The sequence below is a fragment of the Streptomyces sp. 891-h genome, from assembly GCF_022760275.1.
GTDB classification, from domain to species: Bacteria; Actinomycetota; Actinomycetes; order Streptomycetales; family Streptomycetaceae; genus Streptomyces; species Streptomyces spirodelae.
The window spans coordinates 6,244,182-6,261,534 of the sequence record NZ_CP050693.1; the positions used below are offsets into that span (position 1 = coordinate 6,244,182).

General features: G+C 73.0%; 16 protein-coding genes. 10 read left to right on the forward strand and 6 right to left on the reverse strand.

Going from position 1 to position 17,353, the window contains the following annotated elements; genetic code table 11:
- Positions 1-6 precede the first annotated feature (6 nt).
- The 4 genes from dgoD to HC362_RS27480 all read left to right on the forward strand — a co-directional run bounded on the left by dgoD (position 7) and on the right by HC362_RS27480 (position 4,442).
- A complete protein-coding gene (gene dgoD / locus HC362_RS27465; protein WP_243086810.1) occupies positions 7-1,155 on the forward strand; it encodes a galactonate dehydratase in 1,149 nt (382 codons plus the stop codon).
- A gap of 132 nt (positions 1,156-1,287) precedes the next feature.
- Positions 1,288-2,076 carry a serine/threonine protein kinase gene (locus HC362_RS27470; protein WP_243086811.1) on the forward strand — a complete coding sequence of 263 codons (789 nt, stop codon included), beginning with the start codon at positions 1,288-1,290 and terminating at the stop codon, positions 2,074-2,076.
- Positions 2,069-3,616 (forward strand): serine/threonine-protein kinase, encoded by a 1,548-nt coding sequence (locus tag HC362_RS27475; protein WP_243086812.1) that lies wholly within the window; start codon positions 2,069-2,071, stop codon positions 3,614-3,616. The genes HC362_RS27470 and HC362_RS27475 overlap by 8 nt, the downstream gene beginning before the upstream one ends.
- A gap of 82 nt (positions 3,617-3,698) precedes the next feature.
- Positions 3,699-4,442, forward strand: coding sequence for a uracil-DNA glycosylase (locus tag HC362_RS27480; protein WP_243086813.1), 744 nt, complete (start codon positions 3,699-3,701; stop codon positions 4,440-4,442).
- Between the two features lie 70 nt (positions 4,443-4,512).
- Here HC362_RS27480 and HC362_RS27485 read toward each other — a convergent pair whose 3' ends face one another.
- The 4 genes from HC362_RS27485 to tdh all read right to left on the reverse strand — a co-directional run bounded on the left by HC362_RS27485 (position 4,513) and on the right by tdh (position 9,284).
- A complete protein-coding gene (locus HC362_RS27485) occupies positions 4,513-5,952 on the reverse strand; it encodes a sugar porter family MFS transporter (RefSeq protein ID WP_243086814.1) in 1,440 nt (479 codons plus the stop codon).
- A gap of 153 nt (positions 5,953-6,105) precedes the next feature.
- Complete coding sequence (locus tag HC362_RS27490) at positions 6,106-7,005, reverse strand: LysR family transcriptional regulator (RefSeq protein WP_243086815.1); 900 nt, start codon at positions 7,003-7,005, stop codon at positions 6,106-6,108.
- Positions 7,002-8,219: a glycine C-acetyltransferase gene (locus HC362_RS27495; RefSeq protein WP_243086816.1), complete on the reverse strand. Its 1,218-nt coding sequence runs from the start codon at positions 8,217-8,219 to the stop codon at positions 7,002-7,004. The genes HC362_RS27490 and HC362_RS27495 overlap by 4 nt, the downstream gene beginning before the upstream one ends.
- Positions 8,220-8,255: 36 nt before the next feature.
- Positions 8,256-9,284 (reverse strand): L-threonine 3-dehydrogenase, encoded by a 1,029-nt coding sequence (tdh, locus tag HC362_RS27500; RefSeq protein ID WP_243086817.1) that lies wholly within the window; start codon positions 9,282-9,284, stop codon positions 8,256-8,258.
- Positions 9,285-9,630: 346 nt separating this feature from the next.
- Here tdh and HC362_RS27505 point away from each other — a divergent pair, with 346 nt between their 5' ends.
- The 3 genes from HC362_RS27505 to HC362_RS27515 all read left to right on the forward strand — a co-directional run bounded on the left by HC362_RS27505 (position 9,631) and on the right by HC362_RS27515 (position 12,562).
- Positions 9,631-10,629 carry an ATP-dependent DNA ligase gene (locus HC362_RS27505; RefSeq protein WP_243086818.1) on the forward strand — a complete coding sequence of 333 codons (999 nt, stop codon included), beginning with the start codon at positions 9,631-9,633 and terminating at the stop codon, positions 10,627-10,629.
- A 148-nt stretch (positions 10,630-10,777) separates the two neighbouring features.
- Positions 10,778-12,058 carry an APC family permease gene (locus tag HC362_RS27510; RefSeq protein ID WP_243086819.1) on the forward strand — a complete coding sequence of 427 codons (1,281 nt, stop codon included), beginning with the start codon at positions 10,778-10,780 and terminating at the stop codon, positions 12,056-12,058.
- A 270-nt stretch (positions 12,059-12,328) separates the two neighbouring features.
- Positions 12,329-12,562: a hypothetical protein gene (locus HC362_RS27515; RefSeq protein WP_243086820.1), complete on the forward strand. Its 234-nt coding sequence runs from the start codon at positions 12,329-12,331 to the stop codon at positions 12,560-12,562.
- Between the two features lie 74 nt (positions 12,563-12,636).
- On the opposite strand, the gene HC362_RS27520 is transcribed toward HC362_RS27515, so the two are convergent.
- The gene (locus HC362_RS27520) at positions 12,637-13,800 is read right to left on the reverse strand and encodes an FAD-dependent monooxygenase (RefSeq protein WP_243086821.1); all 1,164 of its coding nucleotides are present in this window, start codon (positions 13,798-13,800) and stop codon (positions 12,637-12,639) included.
- A gap of 71 nt (positions 13,801-13,871) precedes the next feature.
- Here HC362_RS27520 and HC362_RS27525 point away from each other — a divergent pair, with 71 nt between their 5' ends.
- The 3 genes from HC362_RS27525 (at position 13,872) to HC362_RS27535 (ending at position 15,864) form a co-directional block, all read left to right on the forward strand.
- Positions 13,872-14,435: a TetR family transcriptional regulator C-terminal domain-containing protein gene (locus tag HC362_RS27525; RefSeq protein ID WP_243086822.1), complete on the forward strand. Its 564-nt coding sequence runs from the start codon at positions 13,872-13,874 to the stop codon at positions 14,433-14,435.
- A 138-nt stretch (positions 14,436-14,573) separates the two neighbouring features.
- Complete coding sequence (locus HC362_RS34950; RefSeq protein ID WP_279240143.1) at positions 14,574-15,119, forward strand: phospholipase A2; 546 nt, start codon at positions 14,574-14,576, stop codon at positions 15,117-15,119.
- 169 nt (positions 15,120-15,288) lie between these two features.
- Positions 15,289-15,864 carry a hypothetical protein gene (locus HC362_RS27535; RefSeq protein ID WP_243086823.1) on the forward strand — a complete coding sequence of 192 codons (576 nt, stop codon included), beginning with the start codon at positions 15,289-15,291 and terminating at the stop codon, positions 15,862-15,864.
- A 29-nt stretch (positions 15,865-15,893) separates the two neighbouring features.
- Here HC362_RS27535 and HC362_RS27540 read toward each other — a convergent pair whose 3' ends face one another.
- The gene (locus HC362_RS27540) at positions 15,894-17,141 is read right to left on the reverse strand and encodes an aromatic acid exporter family protein (protein WP_243086824.1); all 1,248 of its coding nucleotides are present in this window, start codon (positions 17,139-17,141) and stop codon (positions 15,894-15,896) included.
- Positions 17,142-17,353 lie beyond the last annotated feature (212 nt).

Consider the following 17,353-nt stretch of genomic DNA (forward strand, 5'->3'; position numbering starts at 1 on the left):
ACGCACTTGAGGATCACCAGGGTGGAGACCTTCGCCGTACCGCCGCGCTGGCTGCTGTGCCGGATCGAGACCGACAGCGGGCTCGTCGGCTGGGGCGAGCCCGTGGTCGAGGGCCGGGCCCGGACCGTGCGCACCGCCGTTGCCGAACTCGCCGAGCAGTTCCTGCTCGGCGCCGACCCGCTGCGCATCGAGGACCACTGGCAGGTGATGACCAAGGGCTCCTTCTACCGTGGCGGACCCGTTCTCTCCTCGGCCGTCGCGGGCCTCGACCAGGCCCTGTGGGACCTGGCGGGAAAGGCGTACGGCGCGCCCGTGCACCAGCTCCTCGGCGGGCCGGTGCGCGAGAGGGCGCGCGCCTACGGCTGGGTGGGCGGCGACGAGCCGGCCGAGGTACGCGAGCAGGTGGCGGCGCAGGTGGCGGCCGGCTTCACCGCCGTCAAGATGAACGCCTCCGGGCGCACCGACCGGCTGCCCACCCCGGCGGCTCTCGACGCGCTGGCGGCGCGCGCCGAAGCGGCCCGCGAAGTGCTGGGCCCCGACCGGGACTTCGCCGTCGACTTCCACGGCCGCTTCTCCGCGGCGGGGGCCGTCCGGGCACTGGCCGTGCTGGAACCGTACGGACCGATGTTCGCGGAGGAGCCCGTACTGCCCGAGTACACCCATCTGCTGGACCGGGTGACCGCCGCGACCACGGTGCCGATCGCCACGGGGGAGCGCCTCTTCTCCCGTACCGAGGTGCTGCCCGCGCTCCGCGCCGGGGTCGCCGTCCTCCAGCCGGACCTCTCGCACGCGGGTGGCCTGTCCGAGGTACGGCGGATCGCCTCGCTCGCCGAGGTGTGGGACGTGGCGCTCGCCCCGCACTGCCCGCTCGGCCCGCTGGCCCTGGCTGCCGGCCTCCAGCTGGCCTTCTGCACCCCGAACTTCCTGATCCAGGAACAGTCCATCGGCATCCACTACAACGCCGGGGCCGAGCTGCTGGACTACGTGGTGGACCGCGAGGTCTTCCGCTTCCACGACGGGTATCTGCTCCGCCCCACCGGGCCGGGGCTGGGGGTGACCGTGGACGAGAAGGCCGTGCGCGAGGCCGACGGCAATGCCGCGAGCTGGCACAACCCGGTGTGGCGTCACCCGGACGGATCGTTCGCCGAGTGGTGAGTAACCCTGAAGGGTGACGAGCGGGGGGCCGCGGCGGAAAACCTTCCACACTGGCAGGTGAGCGTTCAGCGTGGTCCCTGACAGATGTCAGGGCCGATATAGGATGCCCGCGGCCGAAGGGGGAGGCAGATCTTGGACACGGTCATCGTTCAGCTGCCGGAACAACAGGACGACCACACCGGCGAGTTCACCGAGCGGCCGCGTCTGCTGCACCTGGGCCCAGGCGAGACGGCGGACTTCGGCAGGGGCGGCCCCGACAGCCCGGTGCAGGTCCCCCTGCCCGACCCGGGCGTCTCCCGGCGGGCCGGCCAGATCACCGCGGCGGAGGACTACTGGCGGCTGTCCAACTACAGCGGGAACGTCACCTACGTGGTGGAGAACATGGAGGGCGCGGGGGAGCACATCAAGGTCGCGCCCGGCAGGCTGGGCGCGCCGGTACCGTTCGAGTTCTCCCGCGTCGTGCTGCCCTCCCGCGACGGCGAGGTCCACTTCAAGGTCTTCGCGCCCGAGCACATGTACCTGGACGGCGGCCTGGGCGTGGTGCGGTCGGGGGAGCCGACCCAGAGTCCGTTCACACTCGACCACACGGCCAAGTACTTCATGGTGCTGCTCGCCCTGTGCGAGCCGCGGCTGCGCGACCCCTCCAGCGGGGCCGTCCCCGGCGTCAGCGAGATCCTCGACCGGCTGCGCGCCGTGGAGGGCTGCCAGGACCTGACGCGTTCCGCCGTCAACTACCACATCGAGTACCTGGCGACGGTGAAGCTGCGGCTGCGCAACGACGGGGAACGCGCCACGGGGCCCCACCACAAGCGCGCCGAACTCGTCGCCCTCGCCCTCCGCTTCGACCTCGTACGCGAAGAGCACCTCACGCTGCTGCGCCCCGCGCGGCCCGGCCGGAGCAAGAGCAGCGCGCATGACTGACGGCGACCCGGCCGGCCGACTCGACCTGCCCGTCGGCTACCGGGTGGGGGACTGGGAGCTGACCGGACCGATCGGCAGGGGGAGCTGGGGCGTCGTCTACGCGGCGCGCGGGACAGCGGACGGCACCCGGGCCGCGGTCAAATTCCTGCCGACCCACCTGCTGCCGCCGGGACAGCGCGAGTCCATGGCCCAACTGGTGCGGCGCGAGGTCCGCTTCAGCCTGGAGACCCGGCACCCCAACGTGGTGCGCACCCGCGAGGCCCGCACCGTCAACGACGCCGACCGCCCCGAGCTGGACGGCGTCACCGTGCTGGTCATGGACCGGGCCGAGACCAGCCTCCAGGAACGGCTGACGGCGCGTGCCCGCGAGGGGCGCGCGCCGCTGCCGGACGCCGCCCGCGTTCTCGCCGGTGTCAGCGCGGGGCTCGCGCACATCCACGCACGCGGCTGGGTGCACGGCGACCTCAAGCCCGGCAACGTCCTGCTGTCCCGCGACGGTGAGGTGTGGCTGGGCGACTTCGGACTCACCGCCGAACTGGACGGCACCCACGCCTATGTGCCGCCGCTCGGCTCCCTCGACCACGTACCGCCCGAGTGGTGGTCCGACCGCGAGGGCGGCCGCAGCGTGGTGCGGCCCACCGCGGACATCTGGGCGTTCGGGGTCCTGGCCCACCAGGTGCTCACCGGCGGACTGCACCCCTTCCCCGGCAGCACCCCGCGGGCCCGCGCGCTGGGCGCCCAGGCCTACGCGCGCGGCAACGCCGAGCTCCGGCTGGACAACGGCCTCCCGCAGCACTGGCGAGAGCTGATCTCCGACTGCCTGGCGCCCGACCACACCTCACGCGCTGCGCTCGACGCCGGACGACTCGCCGCCCGGGTCCGGGAACTGGAGCGCACCGGCAGGCCGCGCCCGCGCGTCCTCGGCCGGCTGCGTACGGGCCGCGGGCGGCGCCTGACCGCCCTCGCCGCCGCCGCCGTCACCGTTCCGCTCGTGGCCGTCGGCACCGTCCTGCTCCAGGCCGAGGACGACCGGGGCACCTCCCAGGGCGGGGGAGCACCCAGCGCCTCACCGTCCGTCTCCGGCGCCATCCCCGCGGACTCCGACGTGCCCCACAAGCTGCGGCCGGTCATCACCAGGGCGGCGCTGCAGTGCGCCGAGCAGGAGGTCACCCCCGCCCTCCTCGCCGCCATGCTGAAGGCGGAGAGCGGCTTCGACGCCGACGCCAGACGGCCCGCAACCGACGAGTACGGCATCGCGATGTGGACCCCGTCCGTCTTCAAGGGCTGGGCCAGGGACGGCGACCGCGACGGCAGGAAGAGCTATATGTCACCGGCCGACGCGATCTCGGCCATGTCCGACTTCGTATGCTGGCTCGACCAGCAGTACAAGAAGGAGGGCATGCGCGAGAACCTGCCCGCGCTGATGGCCGCCGGGTACCGCACCAGCTCCCGTACGGTCATCGAGGCCGGGGGCGTCCCGGCACGGGTGCGGTCGCATGTGGCTCGCGTCGAGCGCTATCTGGACGACTACACCGGCTGACGGCCCGGCGGCGCACGGCAGGGCGCCGGGCCGTGGCGGACGGCAGGGCCACCGGCGGTACGGAGCGGAAGGGCACGCGGCGATGAGCTACCCCAGCAGGCAGGCGGCGCTCTCCCCGGATCTGCGGGCGCTCGACGCGACGCTGCCCGAGTGCGCGGCCTGTCCGCGGCTGGTGGAGTGGCGCCAGGAGGCGGCCCGGGTCAAGCGGCCCGCCTTCCGGGACTGGGAGTACTGGGCGCGGCCGGTGCCCGGGTTCGGCCCGGTGGACGCGCGGATGCTGCTCGTCGGCCTCGCCCCGGCCGCGCACGGCGGCAACCGCACCGGGCGGATGTTCACCGGCGACCGTTCGGGTGACGCACTGGTCGCGGCGCTCTACGACCTCGGGCTGGCCTCACAGCCCACCTCCACCCACCGCGGCGACGGGCTCGAACTGCGCGGGGTGCGCTTCACCTCGCCGGTGCACTGCGCGCCGCCTGCCCACAAGCCGACCCCGGCCGAGCGCGACACCTGCCGCCCCTGGCTGGTACGGGAGATGGAACTGCTGCACCCCACGGTGCGCACCGTGGTCGCCCTCGGTGCCTTCGGCTGGCAGGCGGTGCTTCCCGTACTGGCCCTGGGAGGCTGGCACGTCCCGCGCCCCCGCCCGGCGTTCGGGCACGGCCTGCGGGTCGAACTGGCGCCCGCCGAGGGGGATGCGGCGCCGCTCGCGGTGTACGGGTGTTATCACGTCACCCCGCGCAACACCTTCACCGGCAGACTGACCCCCGCGATGCTGCGGGAGGTGCTGCGCGCGGCTGCCCAGGAGGCGGGCCTGGCGACGCGCTGAGCCGACCGGAGGGCTGGAGCCGGGCCGGGGCTGGAGCCGTCCGGCTCACCGGCTCACCGGTTCAAAGGGATCACGGCCGCCGATAGGTCTCGCCCGTCATCTCCTCCAGCTCCCGCCGCTTGGTCTCCGGGAGCTTGGCGCGTACGAAGAAGAACGACAGCAGCGCGAAGGCGGCGAACGCGCCGTACAGCCACGTCAGTCCGACCTTGCGGGTCATCGGCTCGAAGGAGAAGGTGACCAGGAAGTTGAAGAGCCAGTTGGACGTGGTCCCGATGGCCAGGGCCATCGCCCGCATCCGGTTGGGGAACATCTCCGCCAGCATCACCCACATCACCGGCCCCCAGGACAGGGCGAAGAAGACGACGAAGGCGTTGGCGCCGATCAGCGCCATCGGCCCGTACGGGTCGGGCAGCGTCACATCGCTGCCGCTGCCCCGCTGGTGGGAGAAGGCCAGCGCCGTCAGCGCCAGGGCGCAGAACATCCCGAGGGAGCCGATGGTCAGCAGCCTGCGCCGGCCGGCCCGGTCGACGAAGAACATGGCGACGACCGTCATCACCACATTGATGCCGGCGGTGATGACGGAGGTGGTGAAGGAGTTGGACTCGCTGAAGCCGACCGACTTCCACAGGGTCGTCGAGTAGTAGAAGATCGCGTTGATACCGACGAGTTGCTGGAAGGCGGCCATGATGATGCCCGCCCACACCAGCGGATGCAGGCCGAACCGGTCGCCGCGGATGTCGCTGAAGCTGCTGCGGTGCTCCTTGCGGAGCGTGTCACGGATCTCGGCCACCTTCGCCTCGGGGTCGCGCTCACCGCTGACCCGGCCCAGCACCGCGGCAGCCTGCTCGTATTTGCCGGTGAGCACCAGATAGCGCGGGGACTCGGGGATCAGCAGCGCCAGCACCCCGTAGACGGCGGCCGGGATGACGCCGACCAGGAACATCCAGCGCCACGCGGGCATCCCGAACCACAGCTCGTTCGCCGAGCCGCCCGCTGCGCCCGCCAGCCCCTTGTTGGAGCTGAGCACCACCAGCTGGCCGATGGTGATGGCCAGTTGCTGGAGCGAGCCGAGCGCGCCGCGCCCCGAGGCCGGGGCCACTTCGGAGATGTAGGCGGGCGCGATCACCGAGGCGATGCCGATGCCCAGCCCGCCGATCACCCGCCACAGCAGCAGATCCGGTACCGAGAAGGCGAACGCCGAGCCGGCCGAGCTGAGGACGAACATGCCCGAGCCCAGCAGCATCACGTTCCGCCGCCCCCAGCCGTCGGCGAGGCGTCCCGCGTACCAGGCGCCGACCGCGCAGCCCAGCAGGGCGATGGAGACGACGAACCCGGACAGGAACGCGCCCAGCCCGAAGTGGCCCGAGAGCGCGCCGACGGCGCCGTTGATGACGGAGGAGTCGAAGCCGAAGAGGAACCCGCCGACCGCGGCGGCGATGGAGATGCCCACCGCTTTGCCGTGGTGACGGGAGGACGCCGGGGCCGGTGCTTCCTGAGCCGTCTCAACCATCGGTGACGCCACCCTGAGCAGTTCGTATGGAATGTGCCGTATCGTCGCCCATCTCGCGAGTGGGGAAAATGCGCCTCGCGGGAGGTGGGTACCGGCTACCACGCGCCGGTGAAGGTCATGCGGGGAAACTTCTTGCGTCCGCTGCCGGGCTCCTCAGCCGGCGGCCTCGCGCAGCGCGTCCAGCACCGGGCTGATCAGCGGGTGCTCCTCCGCACCGCGCCGTACGGCCGCGAAGACCCGCCGCGTCGGCGCCGCGCCCTCGACCGGCTGCACGGCGACCCCGGCCGGCTCGGTGCCGAGCAGCGCGGAGCGCGGTACCAGGGCCACGCCCACGCCCGCCGAGGCGAGCGCCACCACGGCGCTGAAGTCGTCGGAGAAGTGCTCCATGACCGGCTCGAAACCCGCGTGCTCGCAGGCCAGCACCACCACGTCGTGGCACGGGTTGCCGGGGAAGGGGCCGATCCAGGTGTCCTTGGCCAGCTCGCCCAGGGGCACCCGCTCGGCACCGGCCAGCCTGTGCCCTTGCGGCAGCACCGCGTCGAACGGCTCCGCGTACAGCGGTACCCGCGTCAGGCGCGGGTCGTCCGGGCTCGGCGCGCCCCGGTACTCGACGGCCACCGCCACGTCCGTCTCCCGGTCCAGCACCATCGGCAGGCTCGCGTCGCCCTCCGCGTCCTGCACCCGTACCCGGATACCGGGCGCCGTGCGGGCCAGTCGGGCGAGCGCCGGGGCCACCACGAGGCCGATCCCGGTCGCGAAAGAGGCCAGGTCCACCCGGCCCGCAGCGCCTGAGCCGTACGCGGCCAGCTCCGCCTCGGCCCGCTCCAGCTGCGCGAGGACCTCGTTGGTGTGGGCGAGCAGGATCTCCCCTGCCGGGGTGAGGCGCACCCCCTTGGCGCCGCGCTCGACCAGCCGGTGGCCGGTCTCCTGCTCCAGCGCGGTCAGCTGCTGGGAGACGGCGGAGGGGGTCAGATAGAGCGCGGCGGCAGCGGCGGTCACCGTGCGGTGGTCGGCCACCGCACGGAGGATGTGCAGCCGCCGCGCTTCGATCACGCTGCCGATTGTCCCCCAGTCGTCTTCGCGAGCTCCGCCCGGGATGCGACAAACGCGTCGACCGCCCGGTCCACGTCCTCGGTGGAGTGGGCCGCCGAGAGCTGCACCCGTATCCGGGCCTGCCCCTGGGGCACCACCGGATAGGAGAACCCGATCACATACACGCCGCGCTCCAGCAGCAGCTCGGCCATCCGCGCCGCCTCGGCCGCGTCCCCGATCATCACGGGCGCGATGGGGTGCTCGCCCGGGAGGAGGGTGAAGCCCTCCTCGGTCATCCGGCGGCGGAACAGCTCGGTGTTGTCCCTCAGCCTCTCCCGCAGGTCACCGGCCGACTCCAGCAGGTCGAGCACCTTCAGCGAGGCCGCCGCGATCACCGGCGCCAGGGTGTTGGAGAACAGATACGGGCGCGAGCGCTGGCGCAGCAGCGCGACGATCTCGGCGCGGGCCGCCACATAGCCGCCCGAGGCGCCGCCCAGCGCCTTGCCGAGGGTGCCGGTGACGATGTCCACCCGGTCCATGACGCCGTGCAGCTCGGGCGTACCGCGCCCGCCGGCGCCCACGAAGCCGACCGCGTGCGAGTCGTCGACCATCACCATCGCGTCGTAGCGCTCCGCCAGGTCGCAGATCTCGGGCAGCGGTGCCAGGTAGCCGTCCATCGAGAAGACGCCGTCGGTGACGATCAGCCGTCGCCGCGCGTCCTGCGCCTGCTCGAGCTGCTTCTCCAGGTCGGCCATGTCGCGGTTGGCGTAGCGGAAGCGGCGGGCCTTGGAGAGCCGGATGCCGTCGATGATCGAGGCGTGGTTGAGGGCGTCGGAGATCACCGCGTCCTGCTCGCCCAGCAGCGTCTCGAAGACGCCGCCGTTGGCGTCGAAGCAGGAGGAGTACAGGATGGTGTCCTCCTGGCCCAGGAAGGCCGAGAGCCGGGCCTCCAGCTCCTTGTGCACCTCCTGGGTGCCGCAGATGAAGCGGACCGAGGCCATTCCGTAGCCCCAGCGGTCGAGGGCCGCGTGCGCCGCGGCGAGTACCTCGGGGTGGTCGGCCAGGCCCAGGTAGTTGTTGGCGCAGAAGTTGAGCACCTCGCCGGGGCGGCCGCCGGCGGTCACCTCGACGGTCGCCGACTGCGGGGTGCCGATGACCCGCTCGGGCTTGTGCAGCCCGGCCGCGGTGATCTCGTCGAGGGTGGCGCGCAGCTGGTCGCGTACGGAATCGAACATGCCAGGGGTCTCCAGGAGGTGGAAGGGGTCGGGGGGTCAGCAGGTCCAGTCGAGGACGACCTTGCCGCCGCGCCCACTGGCCGCGTCGTCGAAGGCGGCCTCGAACTCGCGGTAGCCGTACCGGCCGGTGATCACGGGGGAGAGGTCGAGCCCGCCCTCCAGCAGCACCGACATCGCGTACCAGGTCTCGAACATCTCCCGGCCGTAGATGCCCTTGAGCGTGATCATCGAGGTGACGATCCGCGCCCAGTCCACGGCGAACTCCTCGGCGGGGAGGCCGAGCATCGCGATCTTCCCGCCGTGGGTCATGTTGGCGAGCATGTCGCGCAGCGCCACCGGGTTGCCGGACATCTCCAGACCGACGTCGAAGCCCTCGCGCAGCCCCAGCTTCCGCTGGCCGTCGGCGATGCTCTCCCGCGAGACGTCCAGCGCGAGCGAGGCGCCGACCTTGCGGGCCAGCTCCAGACGCTCCTCGCTCAGATCGGTGACCACGACGTTCCGCGCCCCGGCGTGCTTGGCCACCGCCACCGCCATCAGCCCGATCGGGCCCGCGCCGGTGATCAGTACGTCCTCTCCGACGAGCGGGAAGGAGAGCGCGGTGTGCACCGCGTTGCCGAACGGGTCGAAGATCGCCGCGATGTCCGGGTCCACCGGGCCGCGGTGCACCCATACGTTCTCCGCGGGAAGCGACACGTACTCGGCGAAGGCGCCGTCGCGACCGACGCCCAGCCCCACCGTGGCGCGGCACAGGTGCCGGCGCCCGGCCAGGCAGTTGCGGCACTTGCCGCACACCAGGTGGCCCTCGCCGCTCACCCGGTCGCCGGGCCGGATGTCGGTGACGTCCCGGCCGGTCTCCACGACCTCGCCGGTGAATTCGTGCCCCACCACCAGCGGCGCGGACACCGCCTGCCGGGCCCAGCCGTCCCAGTCGCGGATGTGCAGATCGGTGCCGCAGATACCGGTCCGCTCCACCTTGATCAGCACCTCGCCGGGCCCGGCCTGGGGCTCCGGCACATCGGCCAGCCACAGTCCCGGTTCGGCCTTCTGTTTGACCAGCGCCTTCACGCCACGGCTCCTGTCGTCTCGCGCCACGGCAGGGCACAGGGCCGGCCGGCCCTGTGCCCTGGAACGGGATGGGGGCGGGCGCCGGGTTCCGCGCGCGCCGCCGGGACGAATGTGCCGTACGGGTGCTCCAGGGTCCATCGAGGATTTCTTAACCTCGCCCGCAGCTTCCCTTCATACGCCGCGCTTCCCTGTGTACGCCGCCGGGTGCGTGCTGGACAGGGGCTGCCCCTTGCTGTTCGTTGCAGACTGCGGGTGACGCTGTGGCTGGGCGCGCAGTTCCCCGCGCCCCTTCGGGGCGACGGGACCCCGGCTCGCGAGGCCGAATATTCCGGGCTATATGTGACCTATGGGTGAGAACGTGAGGCGGCTCGTCCCGCCCATCTCCCCGATGACCGCCCGCACGGTCGATGTGCCGCCCCGCGCGCCCGGCCTCGCCTACGAGGCCAAGTGGGACGGCTACCGGGTGCTGCTCTTCGCCCGCGCCGACGCGCCCCACCTCCAGTCGCGCCGCGGCACCGACCTCGGCCCCGGTTTCCCCGACATCCTGCGGGCAGCCGCCGGACTCGGTGAGGAGGCCGTCTTCGACGGGGAGCTGGTGGTCATCGAGAACGGAGCCGTCGATTTCTCCGCGCTCCAGTCCCGCGCCCAGCGCACCGGCCCCGGCGCCCGGGCCGCAGCTGCCGCGCACCCGGCCCACTTCATCGCCTTCGACCTGCTCCAGCTCGGCGACGAGGTGACCATGGCACGCCCCTACCGGGAGCGCCGCGCCCTGCTGGAAGAAGTCTTCACCCGCCGCGACCTGCAGCCCCCGTGGGCCCTGTGCCCGATGACCACCGACCCGGACCGGGCCGCCGAATGGCTCGACCCGGCCTGGGGCGCCGTCGGCGTCGAGGGCATGGTCGTCAAGGGCCTGGGCCAGCCCTACCGGCCCGGCGAACGCGGCTGGCGCAAGCTGCGCGCCCGCGCCACCGCCGAGGCCGTCGTCGGCGCGGTGACCGGCCCGGTGACCTCGCCCGATGTGCTCCTCCTGGGCCGGTACGACGCCGACGGAGTACTCCGGCTGGTCGCCCAGAGCGCCCCTGTCACCAAAACGCTGCGCCGCGAACTCGGCCCCCTGCTCACCCCCGCGGGCCCCGACCACCCCTGGACCCACACCCGCTTCCGCTCCGGCTGGGGCACCCGCGACATCCTCGACCACCGCTGCGTCGTCCCCGACCGGGTCGTCGAGTTCGAGGCGGACGTCGCCTTCGACGAGGGCCGCTGGCGCCACCCCGTACAGGCCCGCCGCTTGCGCGCGGAGCTGACTCCTGAGGCCGTCCCCCAGTTTCCGGCCGGCGTGGCGTAGCGGGGAGGCAATGCAGGGGCAACCCCCACGCGCCCGCAGCCTGCGACGTCGAGCAAGGGGCACCCCCGGCGCAGGTACGGGAAGAAGAGCCCGCAACCTCACTCGGCTAGGGTCCGACGCGGACCGTCCACGCAGGGAGGGAAAAGCGATGCCGGAATCGCCGTCCGGGACCCGAGGAGTCCCGGACGAGTTGCAAAGGCGACTCGGCGTACCGGACGCCGTCATCATCGGCCTCGGCGCCATGCTCGGCGCCGGAATCTTCGCGGCTCTGGCACCGGCGGCCCGCGCCGCCGGGTCCGGGCTGCTGCCCGCTCTCGCGCTGGCGGCCGTCGTCGCCTACTGCAACGCCACGTCCTCGGCGCGGCTGGCGGCACGCTATCCGACCTCCGGCGGCACCTATGTGTACGGGCGCGAACGGCTGGGCGAGTTCTGGGGCTATCTGGCGGGCTGGGCGTTCGTCGTCGGCAAGTCCGCCTCGTGCGCGGCGATGGCGCTGACCGTCGGCTCCTACGTATGGCCCGGGCAGGCGCACGCGGTCGCGGTGGCCGCTGTGGTGGCACTGACCGCGGTCAACTACGCGGGCGTGCGGAAGACGGCCTGGCTGACGCGGGCGATCGTCGCCGTGGTGCTGGCGGTCCTCGCCGCCGTGGTGGTCGCCGCGCTCACCGCGCCCGGCGCGGCGGCCGGCCGGCTGGCGCCCGGCGGCGACGTCTCGGCCGGCGGCGTCCTCCAGGCGGCGGGGCTGCTGTTCTTCGCCTTCGCCGGGTACGCCCGTATCGCCACCCTGGGCGAGGAGGTGCGCGATCCACGCCGCACCATCCCGCTCGCCGTCCCGCTCGCGCTCGGCCTGACCCTGGTCGTCTACGCGGCGGTGGCGGGCGCGGCGCTGGCCGTGCTGGGTCCCGGTCGGCTGGCCGAGGCCACCGCGCCGCTCGCCGACGCGGCGCGTGCCGCGGGTGCCGACCAGCTGGTTCCGGTGGTACGGGTGGGAGCCGCCGTCGCCGCGCTCGGCTCGCTGCTGGCGCTCGTGCTGGGCGTCTCGCGTACCACCCTCGCCATGGCCCGCGACCGGCATCTGCCGCCCGTGCTGGCTGCGGTGCACCCGCGCTTCGGGGTGCCGCACCGGGCCGAGCTGGCGGTCGGCGCGGTGGTGGCCGTGGCCGCGGCGACGGCCGATGTACGCGGTGCCATCGGGTTCTCCTCCTTCGGCGTGCTCGTCTACTACGCCGTCGCCAACGCCTCCGCCTGGACCCTCACTTCCGACGAGGGCCGGCCGCGCAGGATCGTGCCCGTCGTCGGGCTGGCCGGCTGTCTGGCCCTGGCGTGCGCGCTGCCGCTGTCGTCCGTCGTCTCCGGAGCCGCCGTCCTCCTCCTCGGCGTCGGCGTCTTCGGGGTGCGCCGCTGGGCCGCTGCCCGCGCGGGGCGCTGAGGCGAGCCGCCACGCGGCGCGGTCCGGCCCCCGGAGTGGGCCACCCAGGGGTATCGCGTGCCCTGTCCGGCTCAACAGCGCGCGCACGCGCCCCCGGGGCGGGGCAGCGTGGAGTCAGCGCCCGCAGCCAGGTCCCGCCCGGTGGGTCAGCCGAGCGGTCCGGTTTCGGCCGTCCAACGGGGAGGACCGCTCGATCACCGCTACGACCAGGTGCACGACCGCGTTCGGCCCGACCGCCGGACGCGGCTCAGCCGAACAGAAGGAGTTCCCATGCGCCGCATTCCTCAGCTGTCCCGCACCGCGACCGCCCTCGCAGCCCTCACGGTGACCGCTCTGGTGCCGCTGTGCGGGGTCGCCCAGGCCGCCGCCCCGTCCGACGACCGGGGGACCACCGCTTCGGCCCCGGTGCCGTATCAGGAGGTGCGCTCCGAGGGCACCCCGCAGTTGCTGAAGCTCGGTGACGGCAAGGGGCTTCTCGGGCTCGGCATGCTCGGGCTCCTCTGACTCGACCCCTCTGCCGGACCGCTCGCACCCTCCGGGAGCGGGCGGTCCGGCAGTCCGGTGGCTCGGTGGGGGTTTCACCGGTCCAGCGCGGGCGGTCGCCAGTCGGCGTGCCGCAGCACGGTACGGAGCGTCGCACCCGAGGGAGCGAGCCGCAGCGCCGTGTTGCGCAGCGCTACGGCCACGGGGTGGGACAGCCGCTGTCCCAGCCGGCCGGCCCGCCGCGCGTCGCGGGCGACCGCCTGGCTGCGGGGGCGCCGTTCGGCGTCGTAGCGGGCCAGCGCCGCCGCCACGTCGGGTGCCGTGGCGAGCGCGGCGGCCAGCACCGCGGCGTCCTCCAGGGCCTGGCAGGCGCCCTGCCCCAGGTTGGGTGTCATGGCGTGGGCCGCGTCGCCGAGCAGTGCGACCCGGCCTTTGGTGAAGCGCGGCAGTGGCGTGGCCAGTTCGTGGATGTCGTGGTGCAGAACGGCCTCGGGCCTGGTGGCGTCCAGCAGCCGCGGTACCGGGTCGTGCCAGCTCCCGAAGCGGCGGCGCAGCACTGCCAGCGGGTCGGCGTGCCGCACACCGGGCGGCGTGGTGAGGACCGCGTGCCACTCGGCCCGGCCGTCGGCCAACGCGATGTGCCCGAACTCCGCGCCCCCGCCCCAGGTCAGCGTGAAGTCGGTCCCCGGCTCGAACGGCCCGTCGGTGAGCGCGCGCAGCACGGTCGATCCGCTGTACACCGGACCGGGGTGGTGCGGGAAGAGCAGCGGGCGCAGCCTGCTGCCGACGCCGTCGGCCGCCACCACCAGATCGGCGTACAGCACGGTGTCGCCGAGCGGCACCCGTACCCGGTCGGCTGCCGCGTCGTCCTCGACGGACAGCACCTGTTCACCCGTCACCAGGGCGCCGGACGGCAGGGCCCGACGCAGCGCCCGGTGCAGCGCGGCGCGGGGTATGCCGACGATCGGTGTGCCCAGCTCGCGCTCCAGCGCCGCCCCGTCCATCCGGGCCAGCCACCGGCCGCCCGGGCTGCGGGTGCCGCCGGTGTACTGGGGCCTGGCGGCCTCGCGTACCGGGCCGTCCACCCCCAGCGCCTCCAGGGCGCGGATGCCGTTGGCGTGCAGGGAGATCCCGGCGCCCGCGTCGGCGAGCTCGCGGGCCCGCTCGACGACCGTCACCTCCCAGCCGATCCGCCGCAGCCCGATGGCGGCGGCCAGCCCGCCGATGCCGCCGCCCACGACCACCGCACGCTGTCCCATGTCCGAGCCTCCTGTTTCTACAGTTGTAGAAGGAGTCTAGAGAAGGACCTCTACAGGTGTAGAAATGGGGGGTGCAGAAAGAGAGCCACCGCCGCACCGTGCTCGCCGACGCGGCCATCGACGTGCTGGCCGACGAGGGCATCCGGGGCCTGACCCACCGCGCCGTGGACCGGGCCGCCCAGCTGCCCCCCGGCACCACCTCCGCCTACTACCGCACCCGCCGAGCGCTGCTGACCGCGCTCGTCAGCCGCCTGGTCGAACGCGACCAGGCGGAGCTGGAGGCGGCCGGCCGCCGCCTGCCCCCTCCCCGGAGCGCCGAGGAAATGGCCTCGGCGCTGGCGCAGTTCGTACGGCGCCGGCTGACGGGCGAGGGGCGCCGCCGCACCCTCGCCCGCTACGCGTGCACCGTCGAGAGCGTCCATCACCCCGAACTCCGCGAGATCCTGACGCCCCGCGAGAACGCCGCCCGCGACGCGATGCGCACCTTCCTGGCCGACCGCGGCGTCCCGGACTGCGAGGAGCGCACCCTCACCCTGCTGGCCTGCGTGGACGGCCTGGTCTTCGACCGGCTGGTGAACGGCGGCGAGGTCCCCGAGGAGGAGTTGCTCGCCCTGCTGACGGCCGCACTCCGCTGACCGCCCGACGGGCCCTCTCACGCGGAGCCGGCCTCGGAGACAGCCCTCTCACCCGGAGGGGGGAAGCGGCGCACCTGAGGGCGGGGGCGGCTCGTTGCCCAGGCCGACAGCGCTCCGAGCCGAGACCTGGGGGTCACGATGCGCGCGAAGTTCTCCACCACGCTGACCGCGGGCACCCTCGCCGTCTCCGCCGCCCTGGGCGGCGCCCTCGCGGCCCCCGGCACCGCCGTCGCGGCCTCCCACTCCCACTCCCACTCCCGCTCCCACCCGACCGCCGGCCGCGGAATCGTGGCCGTCGCGCCGGCCCCACCGGCGGTCCGGGCCAAGGCGGACGAGCTGATGAACCTCACCTACGGCGAGTTCGCGCGCGCCCCCCATGTGCCGCCGTTCAACTGGACGACGGACGGCTGCTCCGTGCCGACCGGATACGCGCCCTACAGCGAGGTCTTCCGCCCCGCCTGCGTCCAGCACGACTTCGGCTACCGCAACTACGGCGGCAACCACGAGCTGAAGCTGGACCCGACGCGGAAGACCAAGAACTGGATCGACGGCCGCTTCCGCACCGAGATGCGGCGCATCTGCGACGACAGCTACAAGACACCGCTGCGCCACACCAACTGCGTCAACGCGTCGAAGGCCTACTACCTGGCGGTCCAGTTCGCCGGAGACTCCTCCTTCTTCTGACCTTCCCACCTTCTGCCCTTCCCCGGGCTTCTTCCGCCTTCTTCCAGCTTCTTCCGGACTTCCCCGGGTCTTCTGACCGTTCCCCGGGTCCCGCGCGCCCTGCTGGGGCATGCTCGGCAGGGAGCCGGGGCACCGGGCCAGCGGCACGGAGGGGGACAGGGGGACGTCGATGGGATGGCGAACCGAGGAGTTCGGCGCGTCGCACGAGGGGTGGGCGGGAGCGCTGCTTGCGGACGGCAGCGAACCGGGGCCGGTGTACCTGGACGCCGGCAGTGGTCCCCGGATGGAGAAGACCACCGAGTGGTGGGCGTACGACGGTCGGCTGCCGTCCACCCCTCGTGCGGCCTGGGCGCGTGCGGCGTGCGCCTGCGGATGGCGGGGCGAGCAGCGCTACCCCCTCGACTGGGAGCGGTGGCGGAGCCGGGCCGGGTTCGACGACTCGGCCGCCCGCAAGGAGTGGAGCCGGCACATCCGCGAGGTGGAGCGGCGTTCGGTGCCGCTGCCCGTCGGGCTGACGGAACGGCTGGAGCAGCTGGGTGACGAGCTGTTAGCCCTCGCCGACCAGGCGCCGCTGGCAGCGGTCCGCGCCGTGGCCGAGCTGGAGCGCATCACCGTGGACGTCGGCCATCTGGCGGCCCGGAACATCCACGCCGACGAGATCCCCTGGGAGGCGGCGGGCGAGGCGCTGGGCCTGAGCGAACGGGAGGCGAGATCCCGGATCATCCGCTACAGCCTGCGGCGCTGACCAGGCGGCCACGAGGGCCTCTCGCCTGCTCACTGGGCGGCCTTCTCCTGCAGTTCGCCGGTCTGTGCGGCTTCCCGCACCGAGTGCTGGAGGGTGTCACAGGAGTGCTGCGCCTCGTCCATCAGCCGGGTGGCCTCGGTGAGGAGGATGCCATAGGGACGGGAAGGGTCGCTCAGCGGCAGTGAGGTCTCGCGGGCGTTCTCGACCAGGGTCCTCCGGGTCTCCTGTGCCGTCTCCGCCGCTTGGCACAACCGCTTGGCCTGCTGGGTGAGCTGTCGCTGTTCGATTTCGCCGAACTGGCGGGTGATCTCGGCGAGCGCCTCCAACAGCGCGGCGTAGTCCGTGAGGAACGCGCGGCACTCCTCGCCGTCCTCGTCCTGCGGCCACTGGTCCAGGGTCCGGGCCATGGACGTGAGCTGGTGGGTGACGCGCTCCAGCGCGTCGACGAGTTCGATGTAGCCGGAGAAGTCCTCGTCCCCCCAACGGCCGGGCAGCAGCCGCCGGGGGTTGTAGTACTTGCTCTCCACCGCGGTGTGCAGAGCCGAGCGGGCCTGGGTGACCAGCGGGCCCAGCGTCGCGGCGCGCTGCCGCCAGTGACGGGTGCGCTCCTCGTCCATGTCGCCCTCGCGCAGTGCGGGATACATGTCGCTCATCAGGTCGCACTGGGAGTGGGCCAGGGCACGGATGCCCTCTTCGGCGCCGCGGTAGCGCATCGGCGGCAGCACGGTGAGATTGACCAGTACGCCGATCCCGCAGCCGATGCAGACCAGCGCGAGGATCTGACCGAGCTGTTCGATCCGCTGTGTGTTGTCGGTGGCTGCGGCGTAGGTGGAGAAGGCGAAGAAGGCGGCGGTCGCCACCTGGGAGCCCTGCGAGCCGAGCCGCCTCCAGCGGCCGATCGTCATCGCGATCAGTGCGACCAGGACAAAGGTGAGCAGGTCGGGCCCGGCCAGGAAGCCCAGCGCGGCTTGCACGAACACCCCGGCGGATACCGCGCCGAGATAGCGGAGCGCCTGGAGCAGTGACTGGTAGATGGTCACCTGCATGATCAGTACGGCGGAGAAGGGGGCGAACGCCGGAGACTGGGCGGCCATCAGAGCGTGGGCCACGTACCAGGAGGCGGAGGCCGCCAGGGTGCTCTTGCCGATGATCTCCAGGAGGTGGCGTTCGTGTCCCGCCGTCCCCCTGGCGCGTGCCAGCCATTGCCGTGCCCGCGCAGGCCGGCTCTGGGTACGTGGTGCCCGCTCGTCGTGGGACACATCCGCCTCCTCGCTCATCGCGGCTCCCTCACCGCGCCATCGTCCGTCCTGCGAAGCCTCGGTGCTGCGACCGGGCAGGTGTCGGGGTGCCCGTTTTCCCGGTCGGCGGCGTGTGGCGGTGGTCACTGTGCTGGATTCGCGGGTAACGGAACGCAGCACGGCGGCAAATCGACCAGCCTGCTGCTGGCGTCTTCACTGGTAGCAGGGGCGTGTTCGCTCGGTTCCGTCCT